This window comes from Parabacteroides sp. KHUB-02 (genome assembly GCF_056640955.1).
The window spans coordinates 1,095,782-1,121,336 of the sequence record NZ_JBWQEV010000001.1 but is presented as its reverse complement, the minus strand read 5'-3'; the positions used below and the strand labels follow the sequence as shown (position 1 = coordinate 1,121,336).

Sequence of the window (25,555 nt, the reverse complement as noted above, 5' to 3'; positions counted from 1 at the left end):
ACCGTTCCTTCTCGGGGGAACGGTTTTTTTAGTTTCAGCCCACGACATCCTCGACCACTTTCCGCAACCTATCCAAGCTCATCTCGCCGGATTGTCTCCACAAAGCCTCCCCTTTCCGTAGCAGGATAAAAGTAGGAATCGATTCCACCGTATACAAATCGGCAAGAGCGCTCTCCTCCTCGATATTGATTTGTACCACTTCTAATTTTCCTTTCTCCAATTCCTTGAACTCCTTCACGATCGGCATCATTTTCTGGCAATGAGGGCACCAATCCGCATAAAACTCAGCCATGACCAAAGCACCGGTCTCCATAACGGTCTTATTCCGCTCTTCCCTATTCAATTCTTTCTCTTTCATAACATCATCTGTTTTAATTGTATTGATAACTCAACAATACGAAAAAACAAAATGTTTATGTTTCTAAAGAAATACTTCTTACATTTGGAGAAGAAAAACAGATTGGGTTCATATGAGGAAAATAACCGTTATCATAGCCTTATTCCTTGCTGCCATTCAGATTGTTTCCGCCCAGAAAGTAGGGTTGGTACTCAGTGGCGGCGGTGCCAAAGGAGCGGCACATATCGGAGTGATCAAGGCGCTGGAAGAAAATAATATACCGATCGATTACATTACCGGTACCTCCATCGGGGCGATTATCGGTAGTTTATACGCCATGGGGTATTCCCCCGAGGAGATGCTGGAGCTGATGCTTTCCAAGGAGTTCGCCTATTGGCAAACAGGTACGGTGGAGGAGCAATATACCTATTATTTCAAGGAGCCTTACCCGACCCCGGAATTCGCGCATTTCTCCATCGATATGTCCGATTCCCTACAGATCAAGGCTAGCTTCTTACCGCAAAGCTTGATCAATCCCATACAGATGAATCAGGCGTTCATGGCCTTGTTCTCGCAGGCGACGGCAAAGGCGGGGTGGAATTTCGACAACCTGTTTGTCCCTTTCCGTTGCGTGGCCTCGGATATATATACTAAAAAGCCGATCATCTTTAAGAATGGGGATCTGGGAGACGCCGTACGTGCCTCCATGACTTTCCCGTTTTTCTTCCAGCCCATATGGAAAGACAGTATTCCTTTATTCGATGGAGGTATCTACGATAATTTCCCGGTAGGCCCGATGAAAGATGCGTTCCACCCGGATTTCATTTTCGGATCGACGGTATCGGGAGGGAATAAAAAGCCTTCGGAGAATCCTTATAACCAGATCGAGACCATGATCATGCAAAAGACCGATTACGAGGTACCGGAGGAAGATGGCATGATGATTAAATTCAGTTTTCCCACCGTCTCCTTATTGGATTTCCAGAAAGGCAAGGAGCTTATGGACATCGGGTATAAACGTACCCTTTCCATGATCGACTCCATCAAGCAACGGGTTCCCCGGGAAGTGCCTTTAAATGAGGTTACCGAAAGAAGAAAAGCCTATAAAGAGAACCTTCCCCCGCTGATCTTCCGCAATATTTACGTGACGGGCGTATCCGAGGCCCAGCGTAAATACATAGAGGCCCAATTACACAGGGATATCAATAACGAGTTCTCCATGGAAGAGTTCAAGCGGGCTTATTTCAAGATGCTGACCTATTCCAAGATTAGGGAAATCATGCCGCATGCCGTTTATAACCGGAAAGAGAAGAAATTCGATCTTTATCTGGACGTGAAGATGAAAGAAGAGATCACGGTTGGCTTCGGTGGAAACGTATCGTCTCATCAAGCGAATCAATTATACCTAGGATTGGGGTATCAATATCTGGGACGGTTCGCCGCCGACGTAAACTCGAACTTTCAAGTGGGTAACTCCTTTAGTGGTGTCATGTTGAGTGGCCGGATGTACCTGCAAACGCAAATCCCCACTTATTTAAATTGGCAAGGAGTCTTCTCGGACAAGAAATATACGGAAAGCCAATCCCTCTTTTATGAGGATATAGTGCCCGCCATGATTAAGCAGAAAGAACTGTACATGAAACTAAAATTAGGCTTCCCCTTCCTCAACCACGCGAAAGCGGAGATCGGGTTCGCCTACGGACGGTTGAACGATTTCTATTTGCAGAGCACCACGATACCTTTCCCGAACGCCTCTTTCGACCATAGCTGGTACGATTTATTCAGCGGTTCGTTAAGTATCGAGCAAAACTCACTCAACGCCAAACAATACCCGATAAGCGGAAAACAGCAATTCCTAATCGCCCAATACGTAACCGGTACGGAGAAGTACACTCCATCCCCCACTTCCGCCACGACGGAAGCCCCGATTGGTCGCAAAGTGCATAGCTGGCTGCAACTGAAAGGGCGCTGGAACCAATACCAGACGCTGAGCAACCGTTTCAACTTAGGTTATTTGGCGGAAATGGTCATATCCAGCAAGAACCTCATGAATAACTATACGGCTAGCGTATTACAGGCCCCGGCGTTTACCCCGACACCCCATAGCGAGATTGTATTCAACGAGGCGTTCCGGGCGAACCAATATGTGGCTTTCGGGCTTTCCCCGATCTTGAAGTTAAGCAAGCTTCTGCACTTCCGGTTGGATATGTATGGCTTCGCTCCGCTCTATGAAATACAAAAGACGGTGCCGGAAAACAACCCGTATGTCGGAATCCCGCATTATGGTAAGTTTTTGCACTCGTTTAATTATATGGGTGAAGCGGCGGTCGTATTGCAATTGCCATTTTTATGTATAAGTCTGTACGCCAACGGATACAGTTATCCGAAGGAGAATTTCAACTTTGGCTTAAACATTGGTTATCTGATCTTCAATCCAAAAATGTTAGATTAAATTCGCAAAAAAGTAGTCGAAACGTTTGCATATTTAAAACAAAAACGTACCTTTGCACTCGCAATCACGAAACAATGGCCGCGTAGCTCAACTGAATAGAGTAGCTGACTACGGATCAGCCGGTTACAGGTTTGAATCCTGTCGCGGTCACCATTCGAAGATAGCAATAGAATATATCTTGGCTCCTTAGCTCAACTGAATAGAGCATCTGACTACGGATCAGAAGGTTAAAGGTTTGAATCCTTTAGGAGTCACTTGAATATTCAAATTCATTTATAGATTGGCTCGCTAGCTCAACTGAATAGAGCATCTGACTACGGATCAGAAGGTTATAGGTTTGAATCCTATGCGAGTCACTTGAGAATCCTTATTTCATCCAGCGTCTTCGGAAGCAATGAAATAAGGATTTTTTCAATTTCTACCGGTCGTATCATTATTATTCATATATTCGCAGTTAATACAAAGAATATTTTATTTAAGATAAAAGGTAAACACTTGAAAGCACACTATAAAACTTCTATAGCCATAAGTCTAATCGTCATTATCGTATTAGTGATCTTACGTACCACTGTTACCGGACAAGATAGCATCAAATTCATCGACGATACCGATGATCAGCCAATAGATCAACAAAACAGCGACTCTATAGACCTTCGTTATTCCAATGAGTACCAAAGTTGGAAACAAACCTCGGACACGACTTTCCGCAGTTTGTTTAATGGGAACCAACAAGCTGATATCTTGGCCGAACATCCCGGAATGGTGGTATTATGGGCAGGATACGCTTTCTCCAAAGATTATCTAAGTCCCAGAGGGCATATGTATTCCATAGAAGATCTATACAAAAGCCTGCGGACCGGCGCTCCTATGACCCCGACGAGTGGCCCCCAGCCTGCCGCATGCTGGGCATGTAAAAGTCCGGACATACCCCGCTTATTAACGACCACCGATGCCAAGACCTTATATAAGAAGAAATGGGCGGAGCTAGGCAACGAGATCGTAAATCCAATCGGATGCGCAGACTGCCATGAACCGCAAAGCATGGGATTGCGCGTGACCCGCTCATTCTTGAAAAGTGCCTATAAGCGCAACGGATTACGTATAGAGGACGCAACCGAGCAAGAGATGCGATCTCTAGTATGCGCCCAATGCCACGCCGAATATTATTTCCAAGGAGAAGATCGTATACTAACCTTACCTTGGGATCAAGGTTATACGGTAGAAAATATAGAAGCCTATTACGATAGCATAAACTTCACCGATTTCACCCATAAATTAAGCCGGGCACATTTGATAAAGGCGCAACATCCGGATTTCGAGTTATTCCAGATGGGCATTCACGGGCAAAGAGGCGTTTCCTGCGGAGAATGCCATATGCCTGCTGTCGGGGAAGATGAGAACCGGTACAACAACCATCATATCAAAAGCCCGTTGGCGATGATAGACCGTACTTGCCAAGCCTGCCACCGGGAAAGTGAGGAGACCTTACGCAAGGATGTTTATGAACGGCAAAACAAAGTCTACGCCATACGCATGCGTGTAGAGGAAGAATTGACAAAAGCCCATATAGAAGCGAAATTCGCTTGGGACAAAGGCGCTACGGAATCTCAAATGAAAAACGTATTAAAACTGCTCCGGCAGGCACAATGGCGTTGGGACTTCGCCGTGGCCTCACATGGGGCGGCTTTCCACGCGCCCCAAGAAGTCACACGTATCTTGGGCAGCGGACTCGATAAGGCTACCCAAGCCCGCATCCAGATCATGAAGGTCTTAGCGCAGCTAGGCTATACCCAAGATGTTCCGATGCCGGATATCTCCACAAAAGCGAAAGCCCAGCAATATATCGGCCTCGATATGGAAGCCGAGCAACAGGCCAAACAAAAGTTTTTAGAAACCGTCATCCCCCAATGGCAGGAAGAAGCGAGGGCCAATAAACGATTCATCGAAGGTAATTAAGTTCTTTCCTCCAGCTCCAATCCCGGGGTATAAGGTAGCGAGATCGTAAACTTACTACCTACGCCAACCTCGGATTCCAACGATATGCTTCCATGAAACGTATGAACGATACTCTGGCAGATCGCTAACCCCAAGCCTGTACCTTGAGCAAACTCATCCAGTTTCTGGAAACGCTCGAATACCTTTTCCTTTTTATCATCAGGAATGCCCTTACCCGTATCTTTCACGGAAATAAGGATCGATTTTCCATCTGCGCTAAGTTCGTATCCGATCTCGATATATCCCTTAGCGGTAAACTTCACCGCATTATTAATGAAATTGGTACAAACCTGCGTCAACCGGAAATGATCCGAACGGATGATAAGAGGTTCATGGGGAACCCTTATCTTTAACTCCACTCCCTCCGGCATCATCAATTGATGCGTATGGAAGATATCTCCCATCAGTTTACTCAGATCGAGGTTCTCATAAGAGAAAGACATGCTACCGGATTCTATGCGTGATAGATCCAAGATATCGTTGATCAGCTTAAGCAACAGGTCACTGTTTTTGGTAATCAGATCTATAAACTCCGCCTTTTCCTCCGGTTCCAAAGGCATATCCGAATTGAGCAATTGGGAGAAGCCTACGATCGCATTCAGAGGCGTACGTATCTCATGGCTCATATTCGCCAGAAAGACTAATTTCATCCGATCGGATTCCTCCGCTTTCCGGCGGGCGGCTATAAGGCTATTCTCCGTGTCTTTTATCCGCTGGATATTCAAGCATAAGCCACTTACCTCAACAGCTTCGTCATCGGAAACCGAATCTTTCTCATTCTTATTTTGGGCATAGCGAAATTCCCACCACTCATACCCCTTCTTATTAAAGTTACAACGACGTTGCGTCACTTTCCGGGAAAGAAAGCCACTATCCAGCAGATTCCGGTCTCGAAGGAAATTATCCAGTTCTTCAGGATGTATAGCATCCTGAAACTCCTCGATTTTCATCGGCACACAGGGCATACCTAAGTAATGGTAGAATCTATTATCAAACTCGAATACCCCTTTGCTATACCGAAAAGCGAAAATGTTGCCGCTATCCAACGCAAAAGAAAGAAAAGTCTTCTCCCTTTTTAACTTCTCCTGCGCATCCTTCTTATGTAAAGCCTCCTGTATATATCGCTTTCTTTGGTAACTAAAAAGCAGAAGCAACATCACCACCAGAATAAAGCCGGCAGCCCATATATAATATTTATATTGAACGACAAACGGCATATTCGCGATAATAGCTCCTTCCGGCAATTTACTACTATCAATGCTCCATCGTTCTAACACACCGTAATCAAAAACATAAGCCTTGTTACTCTCTTCGATTTGCGGAAAATCGGACAGGGGCGTTCCTTTCAAGATAGAGACGACCCGGTTTACAGCTGCCTCTACCTCATCCTTAAAGACAGTGACATACCCGCCAACTACGCCATTCTGATTACCGATCAACTCATTGATCACGGAAAAACATGGAAAGGCGCTGAGCCGCCCCAACGAGATTGTCATATAATCCCTCTTGGTTGCCAGATACGCTTTATTATAATAATTCTCGCCAAATCCCTTAATCAGGGCATTCGCCGATTTCGTACTGAGTGTGCTTATATACATCGTATCCGGCTTTATCTTAGGTATATCCGATATCGAAATCCCGTTCTTTCCGGATAAACGTACCCGATCCAAGGAATATATATTGTTCACGGCACAAATATCCTGAATCTGCGCATTCATGTCCGCCAGCATCATATTATCCTGAAAGGTATCGTCCGAGACTCTTATGACGATGCAATTACCAACAAGCCGCCGTATCAATTCTATATTCCTCTTATAATCCGGTTTATCATAAAAGCCCATCATATTCGGATATTTCCGGATGATCGGGATATTGGGATAACTAACCCCCATAAACACGACCGGGATCGATTTAGCGAGGGGATGCCTGCTACTTATCAAAGCGTTCAAGGCTTGATCGTCATTGACCAGAATAATATCCGGGGTCCATGTCGATAACTCATTCAGTTTCTTGAATAATTTCTGTCGCTGTTGCTTCTCCGAATATTGCTCACAATCCAAATAAAAAGAATAGACACTCGCATGTATCCCCTTCTTCCGCAAATCACTCGACATGATTTCCTTCATCTTCTCATAGGCGGGAAAATGTTTTTCGTAAGATTGAATCACGAGTATACGCTTCTCCTCCGATAAGTCTGTAGAGGATTTACATGATATACAGGTAACAAAGAGAAATATGATGGATATTATTCCAAATAAGCGCTTAGCTGGCATATCGTTCCTTTAAGGTGTTTTCTATGACTTTACAAAACTAAAGATTTATTTCGTACATTTGAGCATATTTTTCACGAAATACAATCAAAACATCAAATATATGAAACAAGAAATCCAACTGAACGAACACAACAAGCAAGAGTATCCTCCTATGCACACGGCGGAACATATCTTAAACCAGACAATGGTACGGATGTTCGGATGTCCCAGATCCAAGAACGCGCACATAGAGAGGAAGAAGTCTAAATGCGATTATCTATTGGCGGAAGAGCCCAGCGCGGAGGTCATGGCCGAGGTTGAGAAGAAGATAAACGAGGTGATCGACCGGCACCTGCCCGTAACCATCGAGTTCATGCCGAAAGAAGAGGCCGGAGATATCGTGGATTTAAGTAAATTGCCCGACGATGCCAGCGATACATTACGTATCGTACGCATAGGCGATTACGATGCCTGCGCATGTATCGGATCGCACGTGGCGAATACATCCGAGATCGGACATTTCAAGCTGTTGAATTACGACTATGCCGACGGGAGATTACGGCTACGTTTCAAATTGGTATAAAATTTAAAGCAAGCGCAAACGGTCAAATAAAAATATTTTATGTAAGTTTGCAAGCGATTAAAGGAACATTTTAATACAGACATTAAATACAATAGTTATGCAAACAATTGACAATTTCAATTTTGCCGGCAAAAAGGCATTTGTAAGAGTTGACTTTAACGTTCCATTGGACGAAAACTTCAACATCACCGACGACACTCGTATGCGTGCCGCTCTTCCTACATTAAAGAAGATCTTAGCGGATGGTGGTAGCGTAATTATCGGTTCTCACCTAGGTCGTCCGAAAGGCGCTACTGATAAGTTCTCCTTAAAGCACATATTGAAGCACCTTTCTGAGTTGTTAGGCGTAGATGTTCAGTTTGCAAACGACTGTATTGGCGAAGAAGCCGGCGCTAAGGCTGCCGCTTTGCAACCGGGCGAAGCTTTGTTGCTTGAGAACCTTCGTTTCTACGCTGAGGAAGAAGGCAAACCAAGAGGTTTGGCTGAAGACGCTTCTGACGAGGAGAAGAAGGCTGCCAAGAAAGCCGTTAAAGAAAGCCAGAAAGAGTTCACGAAGAGATTGGCCTCTTACGCTGACTGCTATGTAAACGACGCGTTCGGTACCGCTCACCGTGCTCACGCTTCTACGGCTTTGATCGCTGACTACTTCGATACGGACAACAAGATGTTCGGTTATTTGATGGAAAAAGAAGTGAAGGCTGTCGATAAGGTTATGAACGACATCCAACGTCCGTTCACCGCTATCATGGGTGGTTCTAAGGTTTCCTCCAAGATCGAGATCATCGAGAACTTGTTGAACAAGGTAGACAACTTGATCATCACGGGTGGTATGACTTATACTTTCACGAAAGCGCAAGGCGGTAAGATCGGTAAGTCTATCTGCGAGGACGATAAGCTGGATCTTGCTCTTGATTTGATCAAGAAAGCGAAAGAAAAAGGCGTAAACTTGGTATTGGCTGTTGACGCTAAGATCGCTGACGATTTCAGCAACGACGCTAAGACTGATTTCGCTCCGGTAGATCAGATTCCTGATGGTTGGGAAGGTCTTGACATAGGTCCGAAGACCGAGGCTATCTACGCTGACGTTATCAAGAACTCTAAGACGATCCTTTGGAACGGTCCTACGGGTGTATTCGAGTTCGAGAACTTTACGCACGGATCTCGTACGGTTGGCGAGGCTATCGTTGAGGCTACGAAGAACGGCGCTTTCTCTTTAGTAGGTGGTGGCGACTCTGTTGCTTGCGTTAACAAATTCGGTTTGGCTAACGGCGTATCTTACGTTTCTACAGGTGGTGGCGCTCTTCTTGAGGCTATAGAAGGTAAGGTTCTTCCGGGTATCGCAGCTGTAAAAGGCGAGGCTTACAAATAATCAGATAAGTAAGTGATTTAATAAGAAATCCCCCGGGACGCTCGGTATTCATCGAGATGTCCCGGGGGATTTTCTTTGATTTAGTTCCGTATTAATCTTGTTTCAAGATCAAGGCGGAAGAGGCGCTTACGGTAGTTTTACCCTGTACGGAACCTTTACCGTCCAGATAAATCCGACCGTCTTTACAAACCGGAACCCATGTTCCTTCCGGCAGAGAAACCGTTACCGCCTTCCGGTTCCCGTTAAAGATAACCATAATCTTCTTCCAACTATCCCCGTTCGCATGTTCCCCTAAGGTATACGCTACGACACCGGGCTGGTTCACTTCTTGGAATTGAAGGGCCTCCCTCACTCCCTCGGCCGTGGCGATACGGAAAGCCGGGTGCGACTTACGAAGGGCGATCAAATCCTTGTAATAGTTGAAAACATCCTTGTTTTTTGCCTTCAAAGACCAGTCGATCTCATTGATTGAATCGGGCGATTGATAGCTGTTATGTACGCCCTTCTTATCGTGCAGCAACTCCTCTCCTGCCCGCATGAAGGGTACTCCTTGCGAGGTGAAGATGATGGTCTGGGCCAACTTGCCGAATCGTATCAACTCATCCGGGGTAGCGTCTTTCGGGGCCGAGAGCTTCAACTTATCCATCAAACAAAGATCATCGTGGCAAGAGACATAGTTGATCACTTGCGTAGGCTTGTTCGCATAAGGCGCTTTGCAATATAATATTTGGTTATAGTCGATTTGCGGATGGCGGATAGCGCCTACGATACCGAACTTAATAGACTCCTCGTTACCTTCCGGCTTTCCGGAGGCGAAACCGGCCTGTGTAGTCTCGAATACGCTTCCTTTTAAAGCATCCCGCAGGTCATCGCTAAATACGGCCACATCATTCAGTTTCGGGGCGTTTACCTTGATCGCCCTCTGATCCTCCGGTAGCGGGGAATCGCTGGCGGTCCAGCCCTCGCCGTATACGAAGATGGAAGGATCTAGTTTGGTTAACTCGGCTTTTACCTCGTTCATGGTCTCTACGTCATGGATGCCCATCAAGTCGAAACGGAAACCATCCACATGGTATTCCTCGGCCCAATATTTCACGGACTCCACAATATAGCGGCGTACCATCGCCCGCTCCGAAGCGGTCTCATTACCACAGCCGGAGGCATCCGAATAGCTTCCGTCCGGTTTATGACGGTAGAAGTAACCGGGGACGGTCAAGCTGAAATTCGACCCGTCACCCACAAAGGTATGATTGTAAACCACGTCCATGATCACACGGATACCATTCCGGTGCAACCCCCGCACCATCTCCTTGAACTCACGAATACGAGCCTCGGGATTGTAAGGATCGGTGGAATAGCTCCCCTCGGGGGCGTTATAGTTCTTGGGATCATATCCCCAATTGTACACATTATCTTGCAAGCGAGTCTCGTCCACCGAGCCATAGTCATAGGAAGGAAGGATGTGGACATGGGTAACGCCCAACTCCTTCAGATGATCCACGCCGGTAGCCACGCCGCCCGGACCTTTCGTGCCGTTCTCCGCCAAGGCGAGAAACTTACCTTTATGCGTCACGCCGGAGTTCGCGGCGATCGAGAAATCCCGATGATGCATCTCGTAGATGATAATATCGGAGAAGCTTTTCAACTCGGGAGATTTATCCGCCTCCCAGCCCTCCGGATCGGTAGCCGCCCAATCGATCACGGCCGCACGGTTTCCATTCACCCCGACGGCTTTCGCCCAGATACCGGGAGTCTCATCCAGCCATTTATCGCCGATACGGATCTGGAAGGTATAGAAGGAACCTTTCAGATCCTCGCTCACGGAGATACGCCACGTACCCTTGTCCGAGGATTTCATCGGCAACTGGCGGATAGGCTCCCCTCCCTCACCGGAGGCGTAAAGATTCAAGCGGACTTCTTCCGCCGTCGGGGCCCAAAGGGTGAACACGGATTTCGTGGGGGAATAGAACAACTCCAGATCGTCTCCCTCATAGGAAGGGTATTCATCAAAGGATTTGTATTCTTTCGGTGAGTTGCAGCTAAGCAACAGCGACAGGTATATAGATACCGGAACTAAGTGTCTCGTCATGGCTGATTCAGTAATTTGTTTTCAATCACAAAGATAGAAGTTTCGAATCGGATTCGCCAACGAAACAGAAAAGAAGAGGCGAAAAATCTACCGCAAACGTTTTCGCCTCTTTCGCTCATTCATGCTATATTAGAACGGAACCTCGTTACTGCTACCTTGACTCAAGAAGTCAGCTCCCGCCGATGGGATCGGGGGCATCGGGTCTCCACCGTTCATGGTCGAGGAGAATTCCCTTACCGCTATATCTTCCTCTACGTTCATAAACTTGGCGAACTCGCTCTTAAAGCGCAGCCGGACATCCCCCACTGCACCGTTACGATGCTTGGCGATAATAATCTCGGCGAGGCCGATCAGGGAATTTCCCCGCTCGTCTTCCGTAATCTTATAATATTCGGGACGGTGGATGAAACATACCATATCGGCATCCTGCTCGATAGCTCCGGACTCACGCAAGTCGGCTAGCTGCGGACGCTTACCTTCCACGCCTTGACGAGCTTCCACACCACGGTTCAACTGCGACAAGGCGATAATCGGGATATTCAATTCCTTCGCCAATCCCTTCAACGAGCGGGAGATCGTACTCACCTCCTGCTCACGGCTACCGAAGTTCATACCGCTAGCGTTCATCAACTGAAGGTAGTCGATAATGATACATTTAATGCCATGCTCACGCACCAGACGACGGGCTTTCGTTCGCAGCTCGAAGACGGACAAGCTCGGGGTATCGTCCACGAAGATCGGGGCGTCGTAAAGCTCCTTGATCTTAAAGTCCAGCTGTTCCCACTCGTAGCTCTCCAAGCGTCCGCTCTTGATCTTCTCGCCCGGTATCTCGCAGACATTCACGATCAGACGGTTTACCAACTGCACGTTACTCATCTCGAGCGAGAACAGGGCGACAGGCGTATTGAAATTCACCGCCATATTCTTCGCCATGGAAAGGACGAAGGCCGTCTTACCCATGGCCGGACGGGCGGCGATAATGATAAGGTCGGAATTCTGCCAACCGGAAGTCATCTTATCCAAGCCCTCGAAGCCCGTGCGCAATCCGCTCAGACCTTCCTTCTGGAGGGCCGCCTTTTGCAACATCTCCATAGCGTCCTTGATGACGGGGTTGATCTGGGTGACATCCTTCTTTACGTTACGTTGAGAGATCTCGAACAACTTACCCTCCGCCTCTTGCATCAGGTCCTCTACATCGAGCGTCTCATCAAATGCCTTTCCTTGGATCATCGCCGTGAAAGAGATCAACTCCCTCGCCAGATATTTCTGGGCAATGATCCGGGCGTGATACTCGATATGGGCGCTACTGGCCACCTTGCTGGTAAGTTGAGAGATATAAAACGGTCCGCCTACATCCTCCAATTCTCCCCGTTTCTTCAATTGCTCCGTTACGGTAAGCATATCCACGGGACGCTGGCTCAACGCCAAGTCTACGATAGCGGCATAAATCTTCTCATGCGCTTTCTCATAGAAACACTCCGGCTTCAAGATCTCGCTGACGATCGAGTACGCGTCTTTCTCCAGCATCAACGCACCCAACACAGCCTCCTCTAACTCACGGGCCTGTGGCTGAAGACGCCCCATATCGGGGAGCATCTCCACAGGCTTTTTCCTTCCTCTTCCTGTATTTCTTGTTCCTTCTGCCATCATTCTTTCTATTTGGGGAGTCAAAGGTAATATCTTTTACCCATTTCTGAAAAAGATTCTTTATATTTAGGAATTAAAACCTGTCGAATCATGAAAGCGTATTTTATCGGATTAGTTATCATGGGCGGCTGCCTATTATACGGCTGCCATACCAAACAAAAGAAAGGGGAAAACAGTAGCGACTACTCAGCCGACTCCCAATCCATAGCACGGCAAGATACCCTACCGTTACCGATTGATACCCATGCCGCATCTTCAGTTTCCACGGAAGGATGGACCGCCAAGCAGATACGGGACAGCATAGAATTGTTCTTCGGCAAGGAATACGATACCCTTCCCCCGCATCTACGGAAGATCCGCAGAAACATGACCTCCCTCTGGAACACGGACGACTCCGTCTTCCTACAGCTTATCATAGCGGAAACCCCGTATGTAAAAGCGTTTAAGACCTACGTATTCGACTCGCCCCTCATCCGGATCGGCGGAGGCCCTTACGACCGGTCGCCCGAGGAATCTCTTTGCGAGGACACCACCCACTTCTCCATGCGAGTAAGCCCGAATGTCTACCCAACCAACATCGAACGGATCGAGATCGCCATCACCAACCATACCAACCTAGAAGGGATGGGAGGTGAATCGTACTTCATCGAGCATTTCGATGGTAAAGCATGGAAAGGAATCCCGCAACCCTGCGCCTTCGTCGATCTCGGCTATCCGATCTTTCCTAACCAGACAAGAGACGATTTCTCGGCCACCTTGATGCCTGAGCTCAAGGAAAATCCACCGGGATTGTACCGGGTGCATAAGACCGTCATCACCGGACAGGGCGCCGGCATCGTCCATTATCCTTTGGCCGCCACGTTCTACCTATCCGATAACCCGGAAGATTATGAGGAATACACACGCTTCGCCAGCCGGCTCCACGAGCCTCGCCCCATGGCCGAGTTCAAGGGAGGAAGAGAAGCCATGACCCGTTTCTTCGAACAGAACCTGCGTTATCCCAAATCTTATAAAGGTACGGGCACGAAGGTACGACTCTTCTACTCCTTCACGATCGATTCCTTAGGAATGTTACAGAATCCCGTAAGCCTACCCGAGAATATACTGTATCCTCGTGATACGGGGAAAACCTATGATGAGTTCCGCGATGAAGCCTTACGGGTACTCCGGTTGATGCCCGCATGGGAACCCGCCGTAAGCCGTATCCATGGTCCGGTCAGCATAGATACCGGGCTCTTCTTCTACTTCAACGAAGAGGGGAAATGCGGGATTGAATAGATGGCCAGTACTGCCTAAGAAGTATTGGAGTACTTCTTAGGCAGTACTCGGGTACTTCCATGAAAGTACTCCAGTACTATTACCAGAAGTATCGCAATACTCTCAGAGAAGTAAGCCTATGCTAACGTAAACTGGCAACAATATTGCTGTCAGCATACAGCGACATAACTTTACTTACGTAAAAAAGTATTATCTTTGTACCCGTAAAAAGTAATTTTCAAATTATGGACGACAGTATCCCGCTAGAAACAGAACAGAGTATGAACTAACGAGGTGGAGGGTTTCATTGATCCTCTGCTCGGATTAAACACGAAAGGAGGCAATAATGAGACAATTTCTTTATTGTGAGGCCGGTTATGTGGAGAAGAACCAATGGCTTCCTAACAGTTGGGTAAACGTAGAGTGCCCGACTCCCGAAGATCTTCAATTCTTGATGGATCGATTTAACGTACCCGAATCATTCTTGAGCGATATAGCCGATACGGACGAACGTCCCCGTATCGAGTACGAGGGGAATTGGTTGCTTACCATCTTACGTATCCCGTTGCAGAACCAAGATCATGACATCCCGTTCAATACGGTGCCGATCGGTATCATCACGAACAATGAGATCATCGTAAGCGTATGTTACCATAAGACGGACTTGATCCCCGATTTCATCCGTTATACCCAACGGAAGGAACTCCAGATTAAAAACAAGTATGAGTTGATCCTCCGGCTGATCCACTCATCGGCCGTATGGTTCCTTAAATACCTGAAACAAATCAATTACGCCGTCACCGAGGCGGAAAAGGCGTTGGAGAAAAGCATCCGCAACGAGGATCTGCTAGCGTTGATGAAGCTGGAGAAGAGCATGGTATTCTTCAACACCTCCATCCGCGGGAATGAGGTGATGCTGGCCAAGCTCCAGAATATTTTCCAAGAGCCGGAATATATCGACAAGGATTTGGTGGAGGACGTGGAGATCGAGTTGAAACAGGCCCATAACACGGTAAATATCTATAGCGATATTCTTACGGGTACGATGGACGCTTTCGCCTCTATCATCTCCAACAACGTGAACACGATCATGAAACGTATGACATCACTTTCCATTATCTTAATGGTTCCGACATTAATCGCTAGCTTCTACGGGATGAACGTCCCGATCTACATGGAGGATATGCCACATGGTTTCGTGGTTATCATCTTGCTCTCGATCTTGCTATCCGCTACGGCCTTTTTTATATTCAGGAAGATCAAATGGTTTTAGGATATCAAAAAATAAACCGGACGCAGATCACCCGTGCTTGTCGGTGTCATCTGCGTCCGGTAAATATCAAATTCGGTATATCTTTATCTTGGCTTACTTATGCGTATCCTCGAGGATATAACGCAAGGTTCCGGCATTTACCAAGTCCTCTTGCGAGATGGTGTAGCCCTTTAGCTTTTTATCGCCGGCGAAAACGTCCTTGATGTAGATCGCTTCCGGATTACTATGCTTAGACTCGATTACCAATTCGCCTTTAGGATAGAATTTCTTGTCGAGCTGGATCGTAACCTTATCGAAAGTCGGGGAAGTCAATACATAGTTCACGTCGCCCGGACAAGCCGGATAGAAGCCCATCATGGAGAAAATAGCCCAAGCGGACATAGTGCCTGTATCCTCGTTACCCGGGACACCGTTCGGGGCGTTATGATAGCAATCCTTCAACAACTGACGGACCAACTTCTGAGTACGCCAAGCCTCTCCCTTGAAATAACTAAACAAATAAGGATAAGCGATATCCGGCTCGTTGGCGGGATCATAATTGCCGTCATCGAATACCTTCTGCAAATGATCGACAAATTTCTTATCGCCTCCCATCAATTTGGCCAGTCCCTTGATATCGTGAGGAACATAAAACGTATAATTCCATGCGTTGCCCTCATGGAAACCGGGACTAGGCTCGAAGTTCTCGCCTTGTTTCGGATCGAACGGAGAGTAGAAAGTGCCGTCCGGCAAGATAGGACGCAGCGTTCCGAACTCCTTGCTATAATAATGTTTGTAACCTAAAGAACGGTCACGGAATAACTTGGCATCCTCTTTCTTACCCAAGGCTTGAGCGAAATTAGCCAAGTTCCAGTCGGCGATATAATATTCCAGCGCATGAGATACGGAGTTATCGTATTGCTCACGCAAAGGAACATAGCCCTTGCTGAAATAATCGTTCGCGTCCGGACGAAGCAGGTTGAACTCTCCCGGGGTAGTAGCGCCTTTACGCATCGCCTCATAAGCGGTTTGCTCATCAAAGTCACGCAAGCCGCGCATCCATGCGTCTACGATATACGGGATCGAGGGATCGCCCTCCATCGTAAAGGTCTCACGTCCGTAAAGCTCCCATTTCGGTAACCAACCGTTTTCCCGGTACATATCCAGCATCGTACGGATAATATCCAATTGACGCTCCGGATAGAGCAAGGTCATCAGGGTACTTACGTTGCGGTACGTATCCCACAAGGAGAAGACCGTATAACGGTTTCCGGTGGTATGGCCTACTTTCAGGCTCTCCATCATCGGGTACTCGCCGTTCACGTCTTGCAGGATATTCGGATGGATCAGCAAATGATACATACCGGTATAGAATATCGTTTTCTCGTCTTTCGTACCTCCTTCCACTTGTACCTTGGAAAGATCCTTGTTCCACATCGTGCTAGCCGCCGTACGGACCTTGTCGAAATCGAAGCCGGGCTGCTCCGTATTCATGTTCAGGCGGGCGTTCTCGATGCTCACGTACGAGATACCCATCTTCACCTCGATAGCCTCGCCCTCGTCCGTATCGTAATCGAACCATACGCCGACATCGTCTCCGCTCATCTCACGGGTATAACTGGTATATAACTTATACTTGCCGGAGTAGATATCCCATTCGGCCTCTACCCCCTTCATCTCACGTTGTTTCTTCCAATAACCCATCTTCTTCGGGGCCTTGTTTACCTTCATCACGAAGTAAACCGGGAATACGGCCTGTGGATTATAGCAGAACGTACCTAAAAGCTTACTCCCCTCGATCTCCGTATCATTCACGATACGTACCGTAGCGCCGGTCTCGTTCGTCAAGCCCTCGCCTAGGTTCAAGAGGATATGGCTCTCCCCTTTCGGGAAGGTAAAACGGCTCAAGCCCGTACGCATGCTGGCAGTAGCCTCCGCCTTGATATTATACTTGGTCAAGGTATTGCTATAATAACCGGGGTGAGCCACCTCGTCCTTGTACTCACTGCCGTAAGCCTTATAGTCCACGTTCAACTCGCCCGTCGTCGGCATCAATAGCAAACCTCCCAGCTCCGGGCATCCCACACCGCTCAAGCTGCCGTGGGCGAATCCCGTAAAGAATTTATTGTCTGCCGAGTAAGGAGTAGACCACCATTGACTATCCTTGTCAAAACGGTTCTTCTCCGACCCCATGACGTTGAAAGGAACCACGCTCATCATACCCTGCGGACAAACCGCACCGGGATTCGTCGTACCGTAATTGCTCGTACCGATGAAGGGGTTCACATAATCTACCGGTTGCTGCGCCGTAGCGAACAGACTGCCACACAACAGGAAGGTCATTAACTGTTTCTTCATTTGATAAATGTATTTTAGTTGATAATTAATTGATTCATACTTACCAGATCACGATCTCATCCGTGAAGATGAAACCCTTATTCGCCTCTTTTGCCTTGACACGGACATAACGGGCTTTCCAATCGCCGTTAAACGTATATTCCTGAAAAGACAGGTCTTTATCCGTATTGGATATCGTAGTAGGGATAACTCCCTGCGAGATATAGCTCTCCCCGTCTTCCGATGTCAGCAACTCCACCTCTCCCGGTTGGTACACGCCCGGGCCGATCAATTGCATAAAGCGGGACGATACCTTATGGATATCCGTCACCTCGCCCATGTCCACCACGCAATCCAAGTCATTCAAATAACCCTGCCAACGACCGTCCAGATAAGTCAAGCCTCCCCTGTAGCCGTCCAGCAAGGCGTTCATGCCACCCGCCATATAACCGCTATACAGCTTACTATTATAATGTATAGGCTTATTGATACCCCGGTGATAATCCACCTTCTTCTCGGTAGGCGTTCCTTGAAGCTGCCCGTCACGGAAGATAGCGGCCTTGATATCAGCGGAGTCTTTCACCACGATCGGGCCGTTATAGACCCGGGAAGAGGCGGCGGGAATAGAGCCGTCTGTCGTGTAACGTATCTCCGCCGGATATTTCTCCGCATCCAACATGACCTTGATCTCTCGCCGCAAGGTATCTACCTCCATCGTGGTCTCGATCTCGTCCGAGAGCGTGAACGTATTGATACCCATCCGTTGCAGAACCGGGATATTCGCGTTCATACGAGGCTTAAAATCCTCCCAACTACGATCCTCTTGCGGAGTCCATCCGATCTCGGCGACCGCTAAGGCACGAGGGAACATCATATACTCCAGATGCTTCTCATCCTTGATATACTCCGTCCATGTATTCGCCTGTACCCCTAGGATATGCTTACTTTCCTCGGCAGTCAACGAATCCACAGGCACTGGATTATAACTGTACGCCCGCTTGATCGGCGTATAACCGCCGATGGCATACGGCTGTGTCTTCGGATCGGCTTGATAGAAATCGAAATACATATAACCACCCGGTGTCATGACCACGTCGTGTCCCATGCGGGCGGACTTGATTCCCCCTTCCTCGCCCCGCCAAGACATGACGGTAGCCTCCGGAGCCAAGCCCCCTTCCAGAATCTCATCCCAACCGATCAATTTGCGGCCTTTGGAAATCAGGAATTCCTCGGCACGATGAATCATATAGCTCTGCAACTCATCCACGTCCTTCATCCCATTCCGGCGCATCAAGCCTTGACATTTCGGGCAGGTCTTCCAAGCTCCCTTCCCGGCCTCGTCTCCCCCGATATGGATATATTCGGAAGGGAACAACTCGATCACCTCGGACAATACATCCTCCATGAACGTAAACGATTTCTCGTTGCCGATGCAGAAATCACCCGTCGTATAAGGTTTGCCGGCACAACTCAACTCCGGGTACGCCACGAACACCTCGTCCGAATGCCCCGGGAATTCGATTTCCGGTATTATATTAATATGCCGAGCCGTAGCGTAATCCACGATCTCACGGATATCTTCTTTCGTAAAATAACCGCCATATGCCCCCGGAGTTCCTTCCGGCAGATACTTGCGATCCTTTCCATCCCACCATTTCTGCCAATCGGATTCCGTACGGAAAGCCACGTCCGTAGTCAGTTTCGGGTATTTATCCATCTGGATACGCCAACCACCGGCATCCGTCAAATGCATATGAAGCGTATTCAATTTATAATAAGACATGACGTTCAATAACTTCATCACCTCCTCTTTCGGGAAGAAATGACGAGAGACATCCAGATGCAAGCCACGATACGGGAAACGGGGATTATCTTGGATCGATACGCAAGGAATCCCTTTCGACGTATACAGCTGGCGCAACGTTTGTTCCCCGTAAAACAATCCGGATTTAGAGGCGGCTCTCAACTCGATCCCCTTCTTGGTCACATTCAACGCATATCCCTCCGGATTTCCGCCATTGAAAGACTCATCGACCACGTAACGGATCGTACCCGATTGATCATTCCCGAATACGAGATTACTATCTACTTTGAAATAACCGCCAGTCACCTCGATATGGGCCGGCTTAGGGATTAAATTCACCTGCGAAACCTCCTTGGGAACACAGGAAAAAAGTAGCGAGGAGCAAGCGAGAGCAAGTCCGGTTACTTTCATGCAAGACCGTTTTGGCAACGTCATAATACTTATTTTTTAGTTGTGTTATTCTTGGTGCGTAAATATACGACAATAATGGACAATATCAAAAAAGCGGAAAGACTATCGTCTCCCCGCTTCAGAGTTATTTTAAGATGTATATCTTCTAAAATTAACGTCTAGGAATTGCTTCTTTTACAACCATCTGACGACCTTCGTACTCAGCTTGGTTTAATTCCTCGATAGCTTTTTGAGCCTCGTCTACGTTAGGCATTTCAGCGAAAGCAAAACCCTTAGAACGTCTAGTATCACGATCAACAATTAACTTTACTGAATCAACAACACCATACTCTTCTAATACTTGTTGCAAATCAGACTCTCTTACTCGATAACTCAAGTTTCCAATGTAAATATTCATACGAAAAAAATTAAAAATAAATTAATAATAAAACAAGTGATGTTAGTGAAGATCGATTTCTAGAAGAATATATTATCATTACTGAGAATAGAAACTCGAAGATAAAGAGCAAGACAAACTATCTTTTGTTTGTTGGTACAAAGGAAAGCATTCTTTTTGGATTACCAACTATAAAACCTAATTTATTTTCAAAATAATTCACTTTATCGGCTCACCCGATAAATCAGGGGGAAAATTCTTTAATTCTATAGAAAATTTGCACCTTTGTACCATGAACAATCAAGGACTATTAGCATTGGCACAGTTGATTCTGCCATCAGAGATACTTTCAAATTTTGAAGTAGTACGTGTAGAAGAAGAGGCATCCCTTATCCGCATCTATCTTGATGAATCGGTTAAGGCTGAATATAAAGAGAACCCAGAGATTGAATCCAAAGGGTTCTGTGAAGCCGTAACTATACGTGACTTTCCAATCCGCGATAAAGGTGTTGACCTAATTGTCAGAAGACGCAAATGGTATGACAAGCAGAATAACCGATACTTCTCCGACTCTTACGACCTGAAGGCTGAAGAAACCCGCTACTCCAAGGAGTTTGCGGCTTTTTTAAAAGGAGTGTATGGAGACGATTCCTACGACCTCCCGTTCGCTTGACCGCTATTATCACATAAACGGGGATACGTTTGAAAAGCAATACAAGGAAGTGCTCAGCGGCTATCGTGAATGGTCAGAACTCTCACATGCAGAAGACTGGCTTGTCTTTCCAGAGAACATTGGTGAAAGCATCTGCATTGACGAAACGGCTCCAAGCAACGGTGAGCTGTACACTATAGTAAGCAACAGATCTTCACGTGGAGGTAAAGGTACCATCATTGCTATTGTAAAGGGTGTGGCGGCAGATGCTGTCACGGAAGCACTTATGCGCATTGACGAGGACAAGAGACTGTTGGTTAAGGAGATAACAATGGATATGTCGAATTCCATGCGACTTATAGCCAGACGCTGTTTCCCGAATGCAATGCGTACCATAGACCGCTTTCATATACAGAAACTTGCATGTGATGCCTTGCAGGAGATGCGTATCGCGCATAGATGGGATGCCATTCAAGCAGACACGGATGCCAGGGAAGAAGCCAAATGCCTGGGCGAAGCATACACTCCAATTGTGCTTGCAAATGGTGATACCCACAAGCAGTTGTTGGCTCGCAGCAGATATCTGCTTTTTAAATCTGCCGACAAATGGACGGAAAGTCAGAGACAAAGAGCTGAGGTGCTCTTTGAAACGTATCCTGATCTTAAAGAAGCCTATTCGCTTACACATTCCCTAAGAATGATATTTTCCAAGAATACCGTCAAAGATGCAGCAAGACTCTCGCTTGCACGATGGTACAACAAAGTGGACGACTCTGGCTTTAAGAGTTTCAATGTTATTGCCGCCACACTTTACGAGCACTATGATGAAGTCTTGAACTTCTTTGTAAACAGGGCAACTAATGCATTTGCAGAGTCTTTTAATGCTAAAATTAAGGCGTTTAGAGCTGCTTTAAGAGGAGTAACGGATATAAAATTCTTTCTTTTCAGACTTACAAAGCTGTATGCTTAATCCCCCAGGTTTATCGGGTGAGCCACTTTATCCTCAGAAGACTACTTATATGAGCTAACGAGACTACCTGCGTGAACCGCATAAAAAAGAAGAGAATCTAATTAAAGATCCTCTTCCCTATTTGAAAAAGCCGCACTGTAGATGTGAACAAACTCCGTATGACAGGATTTGAGTGCTTTGCCACCTTTGTAATCCGCCGTGCTAAGCATACCCCGAAGGGCGCGGCCCGCCATTGGCGACAAGAGCTATGTCTCGGAATTAAAATAAACTGATGAGTTTCCCAATCGAACAAGTGCGGCTTAACTCATTCCCTGTTTATCTTTTTCTTGTTACAAAGATATGTAATCGTATCGACATAACCAAACAAAAACAACAAAAAAAGAGCCTCCTTTTCGGGGAGGCTCTTTATTAACTATATAGCAAAAATCTTATTTCACTTTAGCTACGATAGCCTTGAATGCTTCCGGATGGTTAACGGCCAAGTCTGCCAAAACCTTACGGTTGATCTCGATACCGGCAGCGTGCAAAGCACCCATTAGGCGAGAGTAAGACAAACCTTCCATACGAGCGGCAGCGTTGATACGCTGAATCCACAAAGCACGGAAATTACGTTTCTTGTTACGACGGTCGCGGAAAGCATAAGTCAAACCTTTTTCCCATGTATTCTTCGCTACGGTCCAAACGTTCTTACGTGCACCATAATAACCACGGGTTAGTTTTAAAATCCGTTTTCTTTTTGCTCTTGAAGCAACATGATTTACTGATCTAGGCATAATTCTAATCTGTTTTGAATGTTAGCGTCATCTCTTAGGATGAACTTGATTGCTAATGCATTCGGTTAATAAAAATCGTTATAAAACTCGCTTAATGAATAAAGATTACTTCATGCAAAGCATCTGCTTTACGTTGCTTACGTCAACACTAGCTACCAAACCCGTGTGAGTAAGATTTCTCTTTTGCTTCTTAGTCTTCTTTGTTAAGATATGACTCTTAAAAGCGTGTTTTCTTTTGATCTTTCCTGATCCGGTAAGGGCGAACCTCTTTTTGGCACCGGAATTAGTCTTCATCTTAGGCATTTTCCAATTATATTTTAATTATTAAACTTAACCTCCCTTCTATCAGGGACGGATTTTATTCTTCTGTTTTCTTATCACCCTCGCTTTTAGGCTTAGGTGTCGTGATCACTTTCTTTACAACTTTCGGAGCTGCGGCCGCAACCGGGGCTGAACCAGTGCCCGCTTTCTTCGGAGTAAGCATGATAATCATACGTTTTCCCTCCAATACCGGCAACTGCTCTACTTTTCCATAATCCTCCAAATCGTTGGCAAAACGAAGCAGCAGGACTTCTCCCTGTTCCTTGAAAAGGATAGAACGGCCTTTAAAGAACACGTAGGCTTTGACCTTCGAACCTTCCTCCAAAAATCCCTTAGCGTGCTTCAATTTAAAATTGTAATCATGATCATCAGTCTGAGGCCCGAAACGAATCTCCTTCACGACCACTTTCACAGATTTCGCTTTTTGCTCTTTCTGACGCTTTTTTTGCTGATAGAGGAATTTCTGGTAGTCGATTACTCTACAAACGGGGGGCGCAGCATTTGGTGAAATCTCGACTAGATCCATCCCCTGCTCTTCCGCTATTTTCAGCGCTTGAGCGATCGGATAAACACCCGTCTCAATATTGTCACCTACTAAACGAACTTCACGAACACGAATACGTTCGTTGATTCTATACTGTTCTTTCAGATTGTCATTCTTCATTCAAAAAGATTTATTCTCCTCGTTATTAGTTATTTAATCATTACTTTTTTGCCAGCGATTCATCATTTCCTCTACCTCGCCATTCAAAAGCGCTGCAAAGGTAGCAATTTTCATCGAACCTTTATCACCTTCGCCCTGTTTTCTTACAGAAACTTCACCATTTTCTGCTTCTTTTTCTCCAACGATGAGCATATAAGGGATTCTTTTCAATTCATTGTCACGAATTTTACGACCGATCTTCTCATTTCGGTCATCTACGATAGCACGGATTTCCTGATTACCTAACTCACGTGCGATTTGCCAAGCGTAATCATTAAACTTCTCGCTGATCGGCATGATACATACCTGCTCCGGAGTCAACCACAACGGGAACTTTCCGGCGGTGTGCTCGATCAATACGGCAACGAACCGTTCCATGGAACCGAACGGCGCACGGTGGATCATAACCGGACGGTGCTTCTGGTTGTCGGCACCCGTATATTCCAATTGGAAACGTTCCGGTAAGTTATAGTCTACCTGAATCGTACCTAACTGCCAACGGCGGCCGATAGCGTCTTTCACCATGAAGTCGAGTTTCGGACCGTAGAAAGCGGCCTCTCCATATTCGATCTTAGCTTTCAAGCCTTTTTCCTCACAAGCCTCTACAATCGCTTGCTCAGCCTTCTCCCAATTCTCGTCGCTACCGATATATTTCTCACGGTTCACCTTGTCACGCAAGGAGATCTGAGCCTCGAAGTTCTCGAAATTCATCGTCTTGAATACGATCGAGATGATGTCCATTACGTTCAAGAATTCCTGCTTTACCTGATCGGGGCGGCAGAAGATATGAGCATCATCCTGCGTAAAGCTACGTACACGGGTCAATCCGTGCAACTCTCCACTCTGCTCATACCGGCAAACCGTACCGAACTCAGCGAGACGCAACGGCAGGTCCTTATACGAACGAGGAGAGTTTTTATAGATCATACAGTGATGAGGACAGTTCATCGGTTTCAAGAAGTATTCCTCACCCTCCTCAGGTGTATGGATCGGTTGGAAAGAATCCTTTCCGTATTTAGCGTAGTGGCCGGAGGTAATATACAATAATTTATTACCGATCGGCGGACACATTACCTCTTGATAATTATAACGAGCTTGGATACGACGCAAGAACTCTTGCAGACGCAAACGCAAGGCGGTACCTTTTGGCAACCACATCGGTAAGCCCTTACCTACCGTATCGGAGAACATGAACAAGTCCATCTCCTTACCGATCTTACGGTGGTCACGTTTCTTGGCCTCCTCCAACAATGTCAGATACTCATCCAACATCTTCTTTTTCGGGAAAGTGATACCATACAAACGAACCAATTGCTTGCGTTTCTCATCGCCACGCCAATAAGCGCCGGCTACGCTCAATATCTTGACAGCTTTCAGATAAGAGGTATTCGGTAAGTGCGGTCCTCTACACAAGTCCGTAAAAGAACCCTGCGTATAGGTAGTGATCGTACCGTCTTCCAACTCACTGATAAGCTCTGTTTTATACTCTTCACCTCTATCGCCGAACATCTTCATGGCATCCGCCTTGGTAATGTCCTGACGTTTGATCTCTTCTTTCTTGGCTACCAGCTCAAGCATCTTAGCCTCGATAGCAGCGAAATCACCCTCTTTGATCACGGCCTCACCCGGATCCACGTCATAATAGAAACCGTTCTCGATCGCCGGACCGATACCGAATTTAATACCCGGATATAATTCCTGCAAAGCCTCTGCCATAAGGTGAGCGCTGGAATGCCAGAACGCATGTTTACCTTCCTCGTCTTCCCACTTCAAAAGTTTCACCGTAGCGTCGTCGTTGATAGGACGGCTTAAGTCCCAAACCTCCCCATTCACGCTTGCGGCTAGGACTTCCTGTGCCAAACGAGAACTAATGCTTTCCGCTATCTGCATAGCAGTCGTTCCCTTTGCATATTCTCTTACGGAATTGTCCGGAAATGTAATCTTTATCATATTCTATTCTCTAAAATTCTTTATA

19 protein-coding genes and 3 tRNA genes are annotated in these 25,555 nt (G+C 46.7%); 11 read left to right on the top strand and 11 right to left on the bottom strand.

The genetic code is table 11. The features are described 5' to 3' along the window. Nucleotides 1-34: 34 nt before the first annotated feature. Entirely contained in the window at nucleotides 35-358 is a 324-nt protein-coding gene (locus ACYIA1_RS04840) for a thioredoxin family protein (RefSeq protein ID WP_005862963.1), read from the bottom strand. 112 nt (nucleotides 359-470) lie between these two features. Between ACYIA1_RS04840 and ACYIA1_RS04835 the strand changes: the two genes are divergently transcribed. From ACYIA1_RS04835 to nrfA, 5 genes are all read left to right on the top strand, one after another. Next, nucleotides 471-2,789 carry a patatin-like phospholipase family protein gene (locus ACYIA1_RS04835; protein WP_057328350.1) on the top strand — a complete coding sequence of 773 codons (2,319 nt, stop codon included), beginning with the start codon at nucleotides 471-473 and terminating at the stop codon, nucleotides 2,787-2,789. Between the two features lie 76 nt (nucleotides 2,790-2,865). Further along, nucleotides 2,866-2,942 (top strand) — tRNA-Arg (locus ACYIA1_RS04830). Nucleotides 2,943-2,969: 27 nt separating this feature from the next. Further along, a tRNA-Arg gene (locus ACYIA1_RS04825) sits at nucleotides 2,970-3,043 on the top strand. 28 nt (nucleotides 3,044-3,071) lie between these two features. Beyond that, nucleotides 3,072-3,145 (top strand) — tRNA-Arg (locus ACYIA1_RS04820). Between the two features lies 1 nt (nucleotide 3,146). After that, complete coding sequence (gene nrfA / locus ACYIA1_RS04815) at nucleotides 3,147-4,745, top strand: ammonia-forming cytochrome c nitrite reductase (protein WP_310591990.1); 1,599 nt, start codon at nucleotides 3,147-3,149, stop codon at nucleotides 4,743-4,745. Here the strand turns inward: nrfA and ACYIA1_RS04810 are convergent. Continuing rightward, on the bottom strand, nucleotides 4,742-7,057 hold the full coding sequence (locus ACYIA1_RS04810; protein ID WP_480334550.1) for a sensor histidine kinase: 2,316 nt from the start codon (nucleotides 7,055-7,057) through the stop codon (nucleotides 4,742-4,744). The two genes, nrfA and ACYIA1_RS04810, sit on opposite strands and share 4 nt — an antisense overlap. Nucleotides 7,058-7,157: 100 nt before the next feature. Between ACYIA1_RS04810 and ACYIA1_RS04805 the strand changes: the two genes are divergently transcribed. Further along, on the top strand, nucleotides 7,158-7,619 hold the full coding sequence (locus ACYIA1_RS04805) for an alanyl-tRNA editing protein (RefSeq protein ID WP_008772406.1): 462 nt from the start codon (nucleotides 7,158-7,160) through the stop codon (nucleotides 7,617-7,619). Nucleotides 7,620-7,716: 97 nt separating this feature from the next. Next, on the top strand, nucleotides 7,717-8,988 hold the full coding sequence (locus ACYIA1_RS04800) for a phosphoglycerate kinase (protein WP_005862970.1): 1,272 nt from the start codon (nucleotides 7,717-7,719) through the stop codon (nucleotides 8,986-8,988). 91 nt (nucleotides 8,989-9,079) lie between these two features. On the opposite strand, the gene pulA is transcribed toward ACYIA1_RS04800, so the two are convergent. Both pulA and dnaB read right to left on the bottom strand, forming a co-directional pair. Further along, on the bottom strand, nucleotides 9,080-11,077 hold the full coding sequence (gene pulA, locus ACYIA1_RS04795) for a type I pullulanase (RefSeq protein ID WP_005862971.1): 1,998 nt from the start codon (nucleotides 11,075-11,077) through the stop codon (nucleotides 9,080-9,082). A gap of 129 nt (nucleotides 11,078-11,206) precedes the next feature. After that, nucleotides 11,207-12,724, bottom strand: coding sequence for a replicative DNA helicase (gene dnaB, locus ACYIA1_RS04790; protein WP_008772408.1), 1,518 nt, complete (start codon nucleotides 12,722-12,724; stop codon nucleotides 11,207-11,209). 90 nt (nucleotides 12,725-12,814) lie between these two features. On the opposite strand from dnaB, the gene ACYIA1_RS04785 reads away from it, so the two are divergent. After that, nucleotides 12,815-14,002, top strand: a complete 1,188-nt coding sequence (locus ACYIA1_RS04785) for an immunoglobulin-like domain-containing protein (RefSeq protein WP_480334547.1) — start codon at nucleotides 12,815-12,817, stop codon at nucleotides 14,000-14,002. A gap of 325 nt (nucleotides 14,003-14,327) precedes the next feature. Then, nucleotides 14,328-15,254, top strand: coding sequence for a magnesium transporter CorA family protein (locus ACYIA1_RS04780; protein ID WP_005862977.1), 927 nt, complete (start codon nucleotides 14,328-14,330; stop codon nucleotides 15,252-15,254). 93 nt (nucleotides 15,255-15,347) lie between these two features. On the opposite strand, the gene ACYIA1_RS04775 is transcribed toward ACYIA1_RS04780, so the two are convergent. The 3 genes from ACYIA1_RS04775 to ACYIA1_RS04765 all read right to left on the bottom strand — a co-directional run bounded on the left by ACYIA1_RS04775 (nucleotide 15,348) and on the right by ACYIA1_RS04765 (nucleotide 20,182). Then, on the bottom strand, nucleotides 15,348-17,591 hold the full coding sequence (locus tag ACYIA1_RS04775; RefSeq protein WP_008772411.1) for a GH92 family glycosyl hydrolase: 2,244 nt from the start codon (nucleotides 17,589-17,591) through the stop codon (nucleotides 15,348-15,350). A gap of 40 nt (nucleotides 17,592-17,631) precedes the next feature. Next, nucleotides 17,632-19,809, bottom strand: a complete 2,178-nt coding sequence (locus tag ACYIA1_RS04770) for a glycoside hydrolase family 20 protein (protein ID WP_480334544.1) — start codon at nucleotides 19,807-19,809, stop codon at nucleotides 17,632-17,634. A gap of 127 nt (nucleotides 19,810-19,936) precedes the next feature. Beyond that, a complete protein-coding gene (locus ACYIA1_RS04765; RefSeq protein WP_005862983.1) occupies nucleotides 19,937-20,182 on the bottom strand; it encodes an RNA recognition motif domain-containing protein in 246 nt (81 codons plus the stop codon). A 271-nt stretch (nucleotides 20,183-20,453) separates the two neighbouring features. Between ACYIA1_RS04765 and ACYIA1_RS04760 the strand changes: the two genes are divergently transcribed. Both ACYIA1_RS04760 and ACYIA1_RS04755 read left to right on the top strand, forming a co-directional pair. After that, nucleotides 20,454-20,834 (top strand): ISAon1 family transposase N-terminal region protein, encoded by a 381-nt coding sequence (locus ACYIA1_RS04760; protein ID WP_016270338.1) that lies wholly within the window; start codon nucleotides 20,454-20,456, stop codon nucleotides 20,832-20,834. Then, nucleotides 20,800-21,783, top strand: a complete 984-nt coding sequence (locus ACYIA1_RS04755; RefSeq protein WP_016270043.1) for an ISAon1 family transposase — start codon at nucleotides 20,800-20,802, stop codon at nucleotides 21,781-21,783. Before ACYIA1_RS04760 ends, ACYIA1_RS04755 begins: the two co-directional genes overlap by 35 nt. Nucleotides 21,784-22,211: 428 nt before the next feature. Here the strand turns inward: ACYIA1_RS04755 and rplT are convergent, their stop codons facing one another. The 4 genes from rplT to thrS form a co-directional block, all read right to left on the bottom strand. Next, nucleotides 22,212-22,556, bottom strand: coding sequence for a 50S ribosomal protein L20 (rplT, locus tag ACYIA1_RS04750; RefSeq protein ID WP_005857682.1), 345 nt, complete (start codon nucleotides 22,554-22,556; stop codon nucleotides 22,212-22,214). A gap of 105 nt (nucleotides 22,557-22,661) precedes the next feature. Further along, nucleotides 22,662-22,859, bottom strand: a complete 198-nt coding sequence (gene rpmI, locus ACYIA1_RS04745) for a 50S ribosomal protein L35 (RefSeq protein ID WP_005857684.1) — start codon at nucleotides 22,857-22,859, stop codon at nucleotides 22,662-22,664. 55 nt (nucleotides 22,860-22,914) lie between these two features. Next, nucleotides 22,915-23,541: a translation initiation factor IF-3 gene (infC, locus tag ACYIA1_RS04740; RefSeq protein ID WP_048928230.1), complete on the bottom strand. Its 627-nt coding sequence runs from the start codon at nucleotides 23,539-23,541 to the stop codon at nucleotides 22,915-22,917. Between the two features lie 33 nt (nucleotides 23,542-23,574). Further along, nucleotides 23,575-25,530 (bottom strand): threonine--tRNA ligase, encoded by a 1,956-nt coding sequence (gene thrS, locus ACYIA1_RS04735; RefSeq protein ID WP_005857688.1) that lies wholly within the window; start codon nucleotides 25,528-25,530, stop codon nucleotides 23,575-23,577. Between the last annotated feature and the right edge of the window lie 25 nt (nucleotides 25,531-25,555).

Coding starts and splice junctions, on each gene's coding strand:
- ACYIA1_RS04840 (WP_005862963.1), bottom strand. CDS start 358: ATGAAAGAGAAAGAATTGAATAGGGAAGAGCGGAATAAGACCGTTATG.
- ACYIA1_RS04835 (WP_057328350.1), top strand. CDS start 471: ATGAGGAAAATAACCGTTATCATAGCCTTATTCCTTGCTGCCATTCAG.
- ACYIA1_RS04810 (WP_480334550.1), bottom strand. CDS start 7,057: ATGCCAGCTAAGCGCTTATTTGGAATAATATCCATCATATTTCTCTTT.
- ACYIA1_RS04805 (WP_008772406.1), top strand. CDS start 7,158: ATGAAACAAGAAATCCAACTGAACGAACACAACAAGCAAGAGTATCCT.
- ACYIA1_RS04800 (WP_005862970.1), top strand. CDS start 7,717: ATGCAAACAATTGACAATTTCAATTTTGCCGGCAAAAAGGCATTTGTA.
- pulA (WP_005862971.1), bottom strand. CDS start 11,077: ATGACGAGACACTTAGTTCCGGTATCTATATACCTGTCGCTGTTGCTT.
- dnaB (WP_008772408.1), bottom strand. CDS start 12,724: ATGGCAGAAGGAACAAGAAATACAGGAAGAGGAAGGAAAAAGCCTGTG.
- ACYIA1_RS04785 (WP_480334547.1), top strand. CDS start 12,815: ATGAAAGCGTATTTTATCGGATTAGTTATCATGGGCGGCTGCCTATTA.
- ACYIA1_RS04780 (WP_005862977.1), top strand. CDS start 14,328: ATGAGACAATTTCTTTATTGTGAGGCCGGTTATGTGGAGAAGAACCAA.
- ACYIA1_RS04775 (WP_008772411.1), bottom strand. CDS start 17,591: ATGAAGAAACAGTTAATGACCTTCCTGTTGTGTGGCAGTCTGTTCGCT.
- ACYIA1_RS04770 (WP_480334544.1), bottom strand. CDS start 19,809: ATGACGTTGCCAAAACGGTCTTGCATGAAAGTAACCGGACTTGCTCTC.
- ACYIA1_RS04765 (WP_005862983.1), bottom strand. CDS start 20,182: ATGAATATTTACATTGGAAACTTGAGTTATCGAGTAAGAGAGTCTGAT.
- ACYIA1_RS04760 (WP_016270338.1), top strand. CDS start 20,454: ATGAACAATCAAGGACTATTAGCATTGGCACAGTTGATTCTGCCATCA.
- ACYIA1_RS04755 (WP_016270043.1), top strand. CDS start 20,800: ATGGAGACGATTCCTACGACCTCCCGTTCGCTTGACCGCTATTATCAC.
- rplT (WP_005857682.1), bottom strand. CDS start 22,556: ATGCCTAGATCAGTAAATCATGTTGCTTCAAGAGCAAAAAGAAAACGG.
- rpmI (WP_005857684.1), bottom strand. CDS start 22,859: ATGCCTAAGATGAAGACTAATTCCGGTGCCAAAAAGAGGTTCGCCCTT.
- infC (WP_048928230.1), bottom strand. CDS start 23,541: ATGAAGAATGACAATCTGAAAGAACAGTATAGAATCAACGAACGTATT.
- thrS (WP_005857688.1), bottom strand. CDS start 25,530: ATGATAAAGATTACATTTCCGGACAATTCCGTAAGAGAATATGCAAAG.